Source organism: Flavisolibacter nicotianae, assembly GCF_003628535.1.
In the GTDB taxonomy this organism is placed as follows: domain Bacteria; phylum Bacteroidota; class Bacteroidia; order Chitinophagales; family Chitinophagaceae; genus Flavisolibacter; species Flavisolibacter nicotianae.
The window spans coordinates 652,664-665,159 of record NZ_RBCI01000003.1 but is presented as its reverse complement, the minus strand read 5'-3'; the positions used below and the strand labels follow the sequence as shown (position 1 = coordinate 665,159).

At 50.1% G+C, this 12,496-nt stretch carries 10 protein-coding genes; 7 read left to right on the top strand and 3 right to left on the bottom strand.

Features of this window, described 5'->3' with window-relative positions; genetic code table 11:
- The first annotated feature begins 68 nt into the window (after positions 1 to 68).
- The 5 genes from D6024_RS11250 (at position 69) to D6024_RS11230 (ending at position 7,204) form a co-directional block, all read left to right on the top strand.
- On the top strand, positions 69 to 1,664 hold the full coding sequence (locus D6024_RS11250) for an acyl-CoA carboxylase subunit beta (protein WP_121354684.1): 1,596 nt from the start codon (positions 69 to 71) through the stop codon (positions 1,662 to 1,664).
- Between the two features lie 174 nt (positions 1,665 to 1,838).
- Positions 1,839 to 4,694 carry a M1 family metallopeptidase gene (locus D6024_RS11245; RefSeq protein WP_121354683.1) on the top strand — a complete coding sequence of 952 codons (2,856 nt, stop codon included), beginning with the start codon at positions 1,839 to 1,841 and terminating at the stop codon, positions 4,692 to 4,694.
- Positions 4,694 to 5,605, top strand: a complete 912-nt coding sequence (locus D6024_RS11240; RefSeq protein ID WP_121354682.1) for a GNAT family N-acetyltransferase — start codon at positions 4,694 to 4,696, stop codon at positions 5,603 to 5,605. The genes D6024_RS11245 and D6024_RS11240 overlap by 1 nt, the downstream gene beginning before the upstream one ends.
- 220 nt (positions 5,606 to 5,825) lie before the next feature.
- Positions 5,826 to 6,236 (top strand): OsmC family protein, encoded by a 411-nt coding sequence (locus D6024_RS11235; RefSeq protein ID WP_121354681.1) that lies wholly within the window; start codon positions 5,826 to 5,828, stop codon positions 6,234 to 6,236.
- A gap of 197 nt (positions 6,237 to 6,433) precedes the next feature.
- A complete protein-coding gene (locus tag D6024_RS11230; protein WP_121354680.1) occupies positions 6,434 to 7,204 on the top strand; it encodes a hypothetical protein in 771 nt (256 codons plus the stop codon).
- A 2-nt stretch (positions 7,205 to 7,206) separates the two neighbouring features.
- Here the strand turns inward: D6024_RS11230 and D6024_RS11225 are convergent, their stop codons facing one another.
- Both D6024_RS11225 and D6024_RS11215 read right to left on the bottom strand, forming a co-directional pair.
- The gene (locus D6024_RS11225; RefSeq protein ID WP_121354679.1) at positions 7,207 to 7,398 is read right to left on the bottom strand and encodes a hypothetical protein; all 192 of its coding nucleotides are present in this window, start codon (positions 7,396 to 7,398) and stop codon (positions 7,207 to 7,209) included.
- A 683-nt stretch (positions 7,399 to 8,081) separates the two neighbouring features.
- Entirely contained in the window at positions 8,082 to 9,131 is a 1,050-nt protein-coding gene (locus D6024_RS11215; RefSeq protein WP_121354677.1) for a 1-acyl-sn-glycerol-3-phosphate acyltransferase, read from the bottom strand.
- A 238-nt stretch (positions 9,132 to 9,369) separates the two neighbouring features.
- Here D6024_RS11215 and D6024_RS11210 point away from each other — a divergent pair, with 238 nt between their 5' ends.
- Both D6024_RS11210 and D6024_RS11205 read left to right on the top strand, forming a co-directional pair.
- The gene (locus D6024_RS11210) at positions 9,370 to 10,839 is read left to right on the top strand and encodes a metallophosphoesterase (RefSeq protein WP_121354676.1); all 1,470 of its coding nucleotides are present in this window, start codon (positions 9,370 to 9,372) and stop codon (positions 10,837 to 10,839) included.
- On the top strand, positions 10,836 to 11,783 hold the full coding sequence (locus tag D6024_RS11205) for a hypothetical protein (RefSeq protein WP_121354675.1): 948 nt from the start codon (positions 10,836 to 10,838) through the stop codon (positions 11,781 to 11,783). The genes D6024_RS11210 and D6024_RS11205 overlap by 4 nt, the downstream gene beginning before the upstream one ends.
- A 186-nt stretch (positions 11,784 to 11,969) precedes the next feature.
- Here the strand turns inward: D6024_RS11205 and D6024_RS11200 are convergent, their stop codons facing one another.
- Positions 11,970 to 12,494: a hypothetical protein gene (locus tag D6024_RS11200; protein ID WP_121354674.1), complete on the bottom strand. Its 525-nt coding sequence runs from the start codon at positions 12,492 to 12,494 to the stop codon at positions 11,970 to 11,972.
- Positions 12,495 to 12,496: the final 2 nt, after the last annotated feature.

Sequence of the window (12,496 nt, the reverse complement as noted above, 5' to 3'; positions counted from 1 at the left end):
TTTCTCCGCTTAACGATCCCTTCTGTTATCTTTGGCCGCATCGAAAGTGAGTTTAATCAACGAATGCTATGCTACCCATCCTCGAAGAGCTAAACCAGCGATTGCAAAAAGTGCATGAAGGCGGCGGACCCAAGGCAAATGCCAAACAAAAGGAAAAAGGCAAACTCACCGCCCGTGAACGAATCCAGTACCTGATCGATCCCGCTTCAACCTTTATGGAGATCGGCGCATTTGCCGGTTGGGAAATGTACGAGGAGCAAGGCGGATGCCCTGCCGGCGGTACGGTTGCCGGCCTTGGTTATGTCAGCGGCCGGCAATGTGTCATTGTCGCCAATGATCAAACGGTAAAGGCCGGTGCCTGGTTTCCGATTACAGGCAAGAAAAATCTCCGCATGCAGGAAATTGCCTTGCAAAACAACCTTCCGATTATTTACCTGGTGGACAGTGCCGGTGTATTTCTGCCCATGCAGGACGAAATCTTTCCCGATAAAGAACATTTCGGCCGCATTTTTTACAACAATGCACAGATGAGCGCCAAAGGCATCGTGCAGATTGCGGCGGTAATGGGGGCCTGTGTGGCTGGTGGTGCCTACCTCCCCATCATGAGCGATGAAACCCTGATCGTGGAAGGCCAGGGTTCCATTTTCCTGGCAGGCCCTTACCTGGTGAAAGCAGCCATCGGCGAAGACATCGACATGGAAACACTAGGTGGCGCAGAAACGCATACCGAGATCTCCGGCATTGCCGATTACAAATGCAAAACCGAGCAGGAATGCCTCGACCAGATCAAACGCATCGTTGATAAAATGGGGGAAAAAGAAAAGGCCGGTTTCGACCGAATCGAACCGCAGGCGCCTGCAAAAAATGCTGCTGAACTGCTGACGATTTTTCCAATGGAAGGTGCCAGGCCTTACGATATGCTGGAGGTCATCGAACGCATCGTGGACCAGTCCTCTTTTGATCAATACAAAGAAGAGTATGGCAAAACCATTCTTTGCGGCTATGCACGCATCGACGGTTGGGCCGTGGGCATTGTGGCCAACCAGCGCAAGATCGTCAAAACAAAAAAAGGCGAGATGCAGATGGGAGGGGTCATTTACAACGACAGCGCCGACAAGGCCGCACGCTTCATTCTCAATTGCAACCAAAAGAAAATTCCGCTGGTTTTTTTGCAGGACGTGACGGGCTTTATGGTGGGCAGCCGCAGCGAGCATGCGGGCATCATCAAAGACGGCGCAAAAATGGTGAATGCCGTTGCCAATTCGGTCGTGCCGAAGATCACCATCGTTGTTGGCAACAGCTACGGCGCCGGCAATTATGCCATGTGCGGAAAGGCTTATGATCCCCGGTTTATTTATGCCTGGCCAACGGCCAAGATCGCGGTGATGGGTGGCGAGCAGGCGGCCAAAACGTTGCTGCAAATCCAGGTTGCAGCACTGAAAGCAAAAGGCCAGACGATTACGCCGGAAGATGAAGCTGCACTGCTCAACAAGATCAAAGACCGGTACGAAAAACAAACAACACCCTATTATGCCGCGGCCCGGTTGTGGGTTGACGAGATCATCGATCCAGTGGACACACGGAAAGTGATTTCGGAAGCCATCCATGCCGCCAATCACCAGCCGGTGATGGCAGAATTCAAAACCGGCGTCTTCCAGGTGTAGGCACCCATGTAGTGAAAAGAAAAGATTGGATGGCCGTCAACGGTAAGTTGAATTTCTTTTCCCGGTAAAAGATTGCCCGTTTCGCTATTGTGCAAGGAGGTTTTGCAAGAAGCTAAGCTTTTTGCCTGATCCTTTGCGGAAGACGACCTACCGATTATTTCCTATTTTGTAGCCGTGAAAAAACTGTCTTTTGTTTTCCTGGCCGCCTGCCTGTCCTCCCTCTCCTATGCGCAAACATCCTGGCAGCAGCAAATCGCTTACACCATTGATGTTTCGCTGAACGAAAAAGAAAAATCGCTGGATGCATTTGAAAAACTGGTCTATACAAACAATTCACCGGACACCCTGCATTTCATCTGGTTTCACCTGTGGCCGAATGCCTATAAAAACGACCGTACCGCGTTTAGCGATCAATTGCTGGAAAACGGTAATACCCGGTTTTATTTTGAAAACAAAGACGAGCGGGGCTACATCAACCGGCTGACCTTTAAAGTCGACGGCGCCACGGCAAAAACCGAAGACCACCCGCAACACATCGATATCATCAAACTGATTCTTCCCAGGCCCCTGCCGCCAAATGGAAGCATCGCCATCACAACGCCGTTTCATGTCAAGCTGCCGTTTGACGTTTCCCGTGGCGGATACGACGGCCAAAGCATCCAGGCAACGCAATGGTACCCCAAGCCGGCCGTGTATGATAAAAATGGCTGGCACGAAATGCCCTACCTGGACCAGGGAGAATTTTACAGTGAATTTGGCTCGTACGATGTTCGCATCACTGTTCCAAAGAACTACGTCGTTGCCGCCACGGGAGAGTTGCAAAATGCCGCTGAAAAAGAATGGCTGAAAAGCCGCACCGACGAATTGGTGCCTGAAGTGCCAAAGCCTCTAAAGCAACCGATCAACCGAAAAAACACCCGCACAAAGAATAGCAGCCCACGCAAATCATCTCCGGCACCGGAGCTTACACAGAGCACAAAGACTCTCCGGTACATGCAAGACAATGTTCACGACTTTGCCTGGTTTGCCGATAAAAATTTTCTCGTTAACAGTGATACGCTTTTATTGCCTTCGGGCCACGTGGTCAATGTCTCGTCTTTTTACACCCGGAAAGAAAAAGCCCTCTGGCAGCAAAGCATTGCGTCGGCCAAAGAGGCTCTCCGTTTTTATTCCGCCGAAGTAGGCGACTATCCGTACAATGTAGCAACGGTTGTGCAGGGACCGGCCAGTTTTGGCGGCGGGATGGAGTATCCTACTATCACGCTTATTTCTCCCCTACAGGACACCCAGGAACTGGACGCCACCATTGCCCACGAATTGGGCCACAACTGGTTCTACGGCATGCTCGCCAGCAACGAACGCAAACACCCCTGGATGGACGAAGGCATGAATTCGTTTTACGAAAACAAGTACATCGAACGGAAATATGGCAGGCAGGAACAATGGGAAGAATGGTACTTCCAGTACAAAGCCACAAGAAAAACTGACCAGCCCATTGCCACGTCTTCGGAAGACTTCAGCGCAACGAATTATGGGTTGTCGGCCTACCACAAAACAGCCGAATGGATGAGGGAACTGGAAAAGGAACTGGGGTCGGAAGCGTTTCGCCAAATGATGCGCCGATATTTCGAAACATGGAAAATGAAACACCCGCAGCCGGAAGATTTTGCGGAAGTTGCACGTGGCTACTTGGGCAGCAAAACGCCGCAGCTATTTGCACAACTTTCCGCCAAAGGAATTCTTCCAACCAATCAGTGGAAAGGGAAGACGCTTCTTACGCCGTTTCAAAAAAATGCGATCAGGAATTACATGCAATCGCCAACCAGGACGCTTTTGTTTCTTTCGCCTGTTGCGGGGTACAATGTATACGACCGGTTAATGCCTGGTGCCATTTTTACCAATTACGCCTCGCCGACCGCTCGGCTGACCTTCCTGGCAATACCGCTTTATGCCACCGGCAGCAAAAGCCTAACCGGCCTGGCAAAAATCAATTATGCACGCTATTCGGAAGGCGCTATTCGCAAGACCGATTTTTTCTTCAACGCGTCGAGCTTTCACATGGACGACTTTAGGGATCAGACAAACGAAACGGATCTCCGGATGCGTTTTACCAGGCTGGTACCGGGGTTCCGACTCACACTCCGGGAAAAAAATCCCCGCAGTACCGCCAGCCGGTTTCTTCAATGGAAAACCTTTTTGATCGGTGAACAATCACTAAAAGTTGGTGTCGATAGTATTTTTCGGCCGGCCGACACGACGGTTGTCTACCGGTACAGCACACCGCGAAGCAGCCGGTATCTCAACCAACTGCAATTGGGCTATCAAAATACCCGTGTCCTCTACCCGTTTGACCTGACCTTGCAGGCAGAGCAGGCGCAGGATTTTGTCCGCACAACATTTACAGGCAATTATTTTTTCAACTACGCAAAAGGTGGGGGCTTGTCGGTGCGGCTGTTTGCAGGCAAGTTCAGCTACCTCCATGGCAAGACCATCCAAAAGCAGTTTAACAACGACCGGTATGCACTTAACCTTACGGGTCCAAACGGGTACGAGGACTACACCTACAGTGATTATTTTTTGGGCCGCAATCGCTTCGATGGCTTGCCAAGTCAGCAGCTCATGATCCGGGACGGGGCTTTTAAAGTCCGGACCGATTTACTGGCCAACAAGGTTGGAAAAACCGATAACTGGCTGGCAGCGGTCAACTTTGTTACCACGGTGCCGGCGAAGCTCAATCCCCTTTCCGTATTGCCTGTTCAAATTCCACTACGCATTTTTGCGGATGTTGGCACCTATGCCGAAGCCTGGGACAGGGCCAATGATGCTGACCGTTTTCTTTTCGACGCAGGCCTGCAGGTATCCCTGCTGCACGAAACAGTCAACCTCTATGTTCCGCTTTTATACAGCCGTGTGTACAGCACCTATTTCAAATCGACCATTACCCACAATCGTTTTTTAAAAACCATTTCATTCAGCATCGACATCAACAACAAAACACTGAAGAAGCTAAAACAGGAAGGTGATTTCTGATGACAGGAGCAGGACAGATACGGTATATCAAACAGCGGGAGATTGACCTTTCGAAATGGGACAATTGCATCAGCCGGTCGGGTAATGGGCTGGTCTACGCATACAGTTTTTACCTCGATGCGATGGCCGGCAATTGGGACGCACTGGTCCGGAACGATTACGAAACCGTAATGCCCCTGCCCTGGCGAAAAAAATGGGGCATTGCCTATCTCTACCAGCCCTTCCTTACGGCACAACTGGGCGTTTTTGGCAACCGCCTTTCAGCAGACATAATTACCTCATTCATGGCAGCGATTCCAAGGAGCTTTCGATACTGGGATTTTTCGCTCAACCACCAGAACCTGTTTGCCGGTACCGGGTACCCATTGTACGAACGGATGAATTATGTACTTTCCCTCAACCGGCCGTATGAAGTCATTGAAAACGGCTACCGGGAAAACATCCGTCGCAACATAAAAAAAAGCCGCGACTACGGCTGTACAGTTGCCCGGAACGTTTCGCTTGATTCGATTTTCGAACTCACCCGTTTCCAGCCGGCAACGATCAGCGACCGGGAAGCGCAGTCGTTCAAAAACCTGTTTGCGCATTTGCATCAACAGGGAAAAGGTGAGACGTATGGCATCAGGGGAAAGGACGGAAACCTGCTGGCCTCTGCGGCGTTTTTGTTTTCACACCGGCGCGCCTACTATATCCTGGTGGGCAATCATCCGAACGGCCGCACCCTTGGAGCTTCACATGCACTCATCGACGCGTTTATTCAGGACCATGCAAACCGGGAATTGCTGCTCGATTTTGAAGGAAGCGATATCCGCAACCTTGCTTTCTTTTACAGCTCGTTTGGTGCCCGCGAAGAAAAATATGCGGCGGTTCGCCTGAACCGCCTGCCCTGGTGGGCAAAGTGGATGAAATGAGCTTGGCGTTTGAGGCTGCTGAGGCCGGAGAAAGTTTCCCCGGGCAGCCTGCACGTTTGTTTTTACTGCTTAAAAACGTCCGGGCATCGGTGCGCTTGATCCTGTAAGACCCACTGCTAAAACCACCCGTAAAAGGAAAAAAGAGAGCAGGTAAACAGGTACGCAAAACTTCAAACCCCAAACTCTCTCCTATCTTTGTTATCCTAAAAAAATCGGAAATATGATCAGACATGCAACAGCCGTATGGAACGGCTCCGGAAAAGAAGGCAACGGAAAGTTATCGACCCAAAGCACCGTTTTGAAGGACACCCAGTATTCGTACAACTCCCGTTTTGCGGAAGGCGTCGGCACCAATCCTGAAGAACTGGTAGCTGCCGCACACGCCGGCTGTTTTACCATGAAGCTGACGTTTGTCCTTGGTGAAGCAGGATTTACACCCGACAGCCTGGAAACCGAATGCCAGATCACCTTTGAAAATGGCACTGTTACCAAATCGCATTTGAAAGTCAACGGTCGCGTACCCGGCATCAGCCAGGAGAAATGGCAGGAAGCCGTAAAAAATGCCGAACAAAACTGCCCAATTTCCAAACTTTTGAAAGCAGAAATTTCTTCAGAAGCCACCCTATCATAATAAGCAGGAAAGCTGTTGAGATGGCGGACCGCTTCGGGTTCGCCATTTTTTTTGCCGCTCATGGAGACTGGAGCGCTTTTCAATAATTCCCGGGCTTGCTTTAACAACCTCTTGATCGGAAGTTGCGAATTTGTTCCTAATTTCCTTTAGTGAAATTACGCCTCCTCCTCACCCTTTTCGTGTGTCAATGTCTACTTGTGTCTGCGCAGGAAGTTGGCGGTTTTTGGAAAGGCACCCTCACATTTGCCGGCGGCTGTTTTGCACAAAACAATATCGAGTTACAGATTAAGATGGTGGGCGACGGACTCTACGGCGATTCCTATCATTACATGGACACCAAAAATTTCATCCGCAAAGAGATTAGCGGGTCCTATGATCCCGAAACAAAAAAATTACTCGTGCAGGAAGGCGCTGTCACCGAACAGGCACTGGTAGACCGCTGCAGCATTTGCGTCAAGCGGTTTAATCTTACTTACCATAAGGATGGAACAACCGAGTACCTGGAAGGCTATTGGACCGGTAAACTCCAAGGCACCAACATCGATTGCGGCACCGGTGGCACCATTACCCTTTCCCGGATTGTAACCCCAACATTTAAAGATGAAACCGTCCCCGTCATCCGGGTCGATACCGGTGAAGTAAAGCTTTCCTTTTATGACAACGGCACCATCGACGGCGACTCCATTACGGTAAAAGTGAACAAGCAGGTGGTTCTTTCTCACGAGAAACTGGGCGGCAAGCCGGTAACGACCACTGTCCGGATTACCCTGGAAACACCGGTGGTGGTGGTGGAAATGGTGGCCGATAATGAAGGCACGATTCCCCCAAATACAGCCTTGCTGATCGTGACGGCGCCCAATCTTTATCACCGGCTTTACATGAGTTCAACAAAAGAAAAAAGCGCAAAACTGCGCTTCGTCTATGATAAGGAGGCAGGCAAAAACCAGCCGGCCTTTGGCAAAAAATAGATCTACAGACCGGCGTAACCGCCACCATTTGTATCAATGGAATAATACGTCTTCACATACTTCGGCTGTGCGTCCACCGGAGTTTTTACTTCTTTTTCTTTACTGGTTGTCATTACCAATTTGATTTCACCCTTTGCAGGATTGACAACGTAGGCGGTACTGACAGTGGTTTGATTGGCGTTTTTAGTGGTCATTGCAAGAAAATTTGAAGGTTGAAGAACTGATTTCGACAACACAAACCTACGCCGGTTTTACGCCAACATATGCATAATTTCCACCAATTTATCCTACGAGAAAACTCTTATAAACCCGTTAAAAGCCTTGCCAGGACTGCGTTTCAACCATTCCGGAAAACGATCTCCAAGCCTTTCCGCCCATCAAAAAAAAATTGCATTTTTGCCTTTCTTTTTTTGCCCCGACACAGCCTTCTTGCAGACCGGCAATGTTCGATAGGCGGGGAAGGCGACTTCCCTGCCGGACTTCGTTTAGAAAAATCTCCTTGGTGTAAAGGGATAAAGCTTCGTTTTTACACCTCCTCAAGCGAAGCGATCAGTAGAAACAAAGCAACCAACAAACCGGTTGGACATCGTAGTAAAAATAGCCTGAAAACAGCCACAGGAAAGGGTTTTACCGAACCCGTCCTGGATTTTGCATTGTATTCTGCCGTGAAATTCAGCAATCGCCTGCAAACAGTTGTATGCTATCTTTAAGAAAAGCGGGAAAGCATATACGTGCTGCCGCATTTGATTGAAATTTTAAGAAAGTTCATATAGCAAGCAATCGTTAGATCAACCCGCTGTTTCCACAGTGGGTTTTTTTATTGCGCCGGCTTTGCAGCAGTTGAATAAGTATGAACGGAATTAAAACGAATTTGCCATCAGACCTGCGGTTTCAACTGCACACAACTCCAGGCGCAAAACGGCAATGCGAAGAAAACCAACAGCGCGGCCAACCAGCCGAGAAGCATACCGGAAATTATAGACCACAAAAGCAAATAAAAGGGATAGGCCAGGCACAGGATGCCCACCAGCGCACTATCGAAATGATCGTTGTTGAAATAAATTTTTGTCAGATGCTTGCCGGCAAAGTAAAGCGGCGCATGAAATAAAAAGCCTGCAGCCGCCGGGAGGGCCAACACGGTTTTTTTCCAGGCAGGCACGGGAATGGCCAGTTTCTGCGCCTGCGTTTTGTTATCGCAAAGCGCAATTTCATACACCTGCTTTTGCAATTCGGTGCGGAGTTGATCGTTGAAGGTGAGAAACATCCGTCCGTCTGTTTGGTGCAGCATGACGTCTTCGCTGTTGAGCGGCTGGCCAAAATTGACAAAAACATTCTTGCCAAAATTGCGAAAGGGATTGTAGTTGAGTCCAACCGGCAGCACGGTCAGCGGAAGGCCATCCTCCCAGCTTTTTGTTGCCAGCCGTGCCGTGCCTTTCCGCAGCGGTCGCAAATGCCATTCGTTGATGCAGCGTCCTTCGCTAAAAATAACAACGATCCCATTGCGCCGGAACACGTCGCGGCAGGCTTCGAACGTGGTGTAGTTGTGTTCCAGGTTTTCAACGCCCTCACTGGTCCGGTAGACCGGCAGAAGATTCATCCAGCGCAGAACGTTTCCATGCCACGTCTTCCGAAAGGCATCGCCCCGTGCAAGTGAGTACACATCTTCGTGAAAAAGCGATGTCAGGATCATGCCATCAAGAAAAGAATTGGGATGATTGCAGGCCAGCAGCAAGGGCCCTTTCGCCTTCAGCCATCCGGGCTTGTTCACAACGACCTTCCGGCAGTAAATCCGAAGGGCCAGCTTTGCATACGCCTTTAAAAGGGGGAACCACACGGAGCGGAAGATAAGAACTCTGACCGAACGTTTGTGGATTTCCGATCCAAGCCGATTCGCATCGTTGTCCACATTGCATGCGAGCAATTCCATCGCAAATTGAATTGCTCTGTAGCGCTGTTCGTTGTAACCTCTTAGCCATTTGTTTTGCAGGCCGAAGAAGATAAATTATCAACAACCTCCAAAGCGTTGTTGCAGTTGCTGGTAAATGGCGGTAAATTTAACCAGGCCTACCCGCAACCAACTCTCCCCAGACCCTTGGAATTCGGCTTCCTCCCTTTGAAGAAAAACAGCCCGGCGCAACCATTGGCGCCGAAACAAAAGCAACTCCATGAACCCATCCAAAACGACAGGAGAAAGCACCCAACCGGTAATGGTCGATACCAAAGGACGAAAAGTCTATGTGCTTTCGGACCTCCACATGGCAGCCGGCCTCAATACTGACGGCAATTACGAAGGCACCGAGAATTTTTATGCCGATCAGTCCTTTGTTCGCTTCCTCGACCATTTGCAACAGCAGGCAGACGGTAAAGGTGCACTGCTGGTCATCAACGGCGACTTCATCGACTTTTTGCGCATCTGCACAATTCCTGAAACACCTGATGATTTCCGTTGCTGGAAAGAAGTCCTGGAACAGGTGGGGATACAAAAAGAGCTAGCGGAGCTGGAAAGCTCCATTCTACCAAAGGAAAAAGAATTTGGGCTGAAGACCCACGATTACAAGTCGGTGTGGAAACTCTATTGCTGCATCCGCGGACACAAGGCTTTTTTTCGCCGGCTGGCCCGTTGGGTAGCAGACGGGAATGAATTGCTCGTCGTACAGGGCAATCATGACCTGGAATGGCACTGGCCCGCTGTACAGGCCTACCTGCGTGTGGCACTGGAAAGGTATTGCGTTGAAGGCGGAGCCGGTGAAACCGTCTGCCGTTCAATGAAAGCCCGCATTCGTTTTTTCGACGATAGCCTTGTGCTCGACGGAAGAGTGTACATCGAACATGGGCATCGTTACGAAAAAATCACCTTTCCCGTCGGCGGCCCGGTGCTCAACAACGGCACAGAACTGAATCTTCCTTTTGGCTCTTTCATCAACCGCTACCTGATCAACCAATTTGAACTTTCATATCCTTTCCTCGATAATGTAAGACCGACGCCCAACATCCTGAATGTACTGCTGAAAGAAAATTTTGGCAAGGCCCTGCGGGTAATTACCTGGGAGTTGCCGGCGGCATTGCGACGCATTCCGGGCCAGTATATCAAGTATTCGCTGCAGTATCTTGTTCCCTTATTGCTGTTGGTGTTGCTCCCGGTTGCGGCAGCAATCACGACGTATTTCCGCCTAAACAGAAGCAAGGGCCAAACGCTCCCCTTTGTCGAGGGTTTGACCATCGAGCACCTCCTCCTTTGTGCGTTGGTGTATTTCCTCACGCATTTACTGGGTCGGTTTTTTTTATCGCTGTTGCTGAAACGGGAGCCTCCTTTTTCCGAAGAAGCCAAACGGATTTTAAAAGACAACCCCACACTCGATGCCGTACTGTTTGGACACACCCACGATCCCGAACAAACGACCCCTTTCGCTGACGGCGAAAATGCCGGCACAAAAAAACAACGCTATTTCAATACCGGCACGTGGATACCGGTTTTTGAAACGTCTTCGGCCGACGTGCGTTTCGACAAAACCTACACGTTCATTACCATCGATCTGACCGAAAAAGACCCGTGCAAGGAACGGCTGCAACGGTGGAACGATGATGCTGGCCGCGTTGATCCCATGCTGTTAAACGACAAAAAGAAGAAAAAATGAAAAACACAATTTTACCCGCCGCCACGCTCCTTCTTGTTCTGTTTACCCAGTGCAATTTTCAAAAAATCGGTAGAGACACCGGGAAGGGCTTTAACGAAAACACGCAGTCGATTGCCAGTAACCTGATGGCCGGCGTTAACAAAGGGTTGAGTGATCCCGCTTTCAAACAGAACCTCTATCACCTGGTGGATTCCCTGGTAAGTACAGCCGGCTTCAGCGCCAACAGGTCGGCCCGGATGCTGGTCGATTCGCTGTTATCAGAAAAGCTGATTGCCTATACGGCAAGGATGGTGGAAGAAGCTACCGGCAAAAAATTACGTAGTAATGTGGACTCGATTACGACCGACCTGCAGGAATCGGTCGCCGGCATTCTGGGCCCGGGAAACCGGGAACGTGTACGCCTGCTCGTTGCCACGGCGCTGAACGAGGTCACAGGTGAGAAATTGCAACTGGCCGTTGCCCGCTTGCGCGACGAAATGACCGGATTGCCTTTGCGAAACAACGTCAGTGCCTTACGTGACAGCCTGCTGAACGATAAGACCAACGCCGCGATCAAAAGCATTGTCGATACCGCGATGGTGGCCATTGCCTACCGCATGAAGCACGACATCAATCCTTCACTGCAGGACAACCTTTCCTTCATTCAACGAAACGCCACGACGCTTTTAATTGTGCTGGGCGTGATCGCGGTCGTGATCATTGTCGTGATCTGGCGGCTGAAAGAAAAGTATGCGAAAATGACGTCAGTTCTTGCGTCGCAAATTCATGCCCTCCCCGACCAGCAGGCGTACGATACACTGACGTCCAACATCAAGGAAAAGGCCATTGTTGCCGGTGTGGAACCCGGTCTGCGAAAGGTGCTGGAAAAGAACGGGCTCCTGGGCAAAGAAAGCAGGGAGAACTGGCAGGCCAAGAAAGCCGCCATACTGCAGAATAAAAATTAAGCAGGAGATCCTGACTGAATTTGTTCCCCAAGAGCGGTGAATAAACCCCTAGTGCGTCACTACCGCTTTTGCAAACGCATCTGAACAGGACTTATAGCAGATAGCGACAGTCAGGTCAGTCAAAAGGAGAGCCGTTCAGTGCGAACGGCTCTCCTTTTTAAAGCGGTTGATCGAGGGCCTGCTGTCTCAGGCTAATCGCGGTGCATAAATTCCAAACGTCGACTTCCGGCCAAGCGCCTGGATGATCCATTGCGAAATGATGGGATAAAAACCATCGACGATGCTCATGACCACCAGGTAGGCATAAGGGTTTCGAATGCCCAGGTAACTGTCGCGGGCCCAGCTCCCCAGCACGGCATGTTCGGCCATCTTCACCAAAAACGAGGTAAAGGCGAAAAGAATAAACTGCTCCCACAACGGCCGTTCATGGGCACAGTAATATAACCAACCAAGACAAAGGCCAACCCATACACAGGAATGAAGCAGGTTATTCAGCCAGGGCAAAAACGTCATGACCCCGAGCCGGTAAAAGAGGTAATTGCCGGTGAACATGAGAAAGGCCCAGAGAATCACCAGGAAAAAATAGTTCGTCCGGTAATTCAGTTCGAGATGCGGCCGGGGATAGCGGATCAGCAGAAACATCAGGCCGTATAGCAATACCACTAGCGCATAATCGAGCAGCGAATTGTTGGCACCAAGGATGTCGTTCATAA

Bases quoted from the DNA above. Each gene is read 5' to 3' on its own strand.
- D6024_RS11225 (WP_121354679.1), bottom strand. From the start codon at position 7,398: ATGACCACTAAAAACGCCAATCAAACCACTGTCAGTACCGCCTACGTT.
- D6024_RS11205 (WP_121354675.1), top strand. From the start codon at position 10,836: ATGAAAAACACAATTTTACCCGCCGCCACGCTCCTTCTTGTTCTGTTT.
- D6024_RS11215 (WP_121354677.1), bottom strand. From the start codon at position 9,131: ATGGAATTGCTCGCATGCAATGTGGACAACGATGCGAATCGGCTTGGA.
- D6024_RS11240 (WP_121354682.1), top strand. From the start codon at position 4,694: ATGACAGGAGCAGGACAGATACGGTATATCAAACAGCGGGAGATTGAC.
- D6024_RS11250 (WP_121354684.1), top strand. From the start codon at position 69: ATGCTACCCATCCTCGAAGAGCTAAACCAGCGATTGCAAAAAGTGCAT.
- D6024_RS11210 (WP_121354676.1), top strand. From the start codon at position 9,370: ATGAACCCATCCAAAACGACAGGAGAAAGCACCCAACCGGTAATGGTC.
- D6024_RS11200 (WP_121354674.1), bottom strand. From the start codon at position 12,494: ATGAACGACATCCTTGGTGCCAACAATTCGCTGCTCGATTATGCGCTA.
- D6024_RS11235 (WP_121354681.1), top strand. From the start codon at position 5,826: ATGATCAGACATGCAACAGCCGTATGGAACGGCTCCGGAAAAGAAGGC.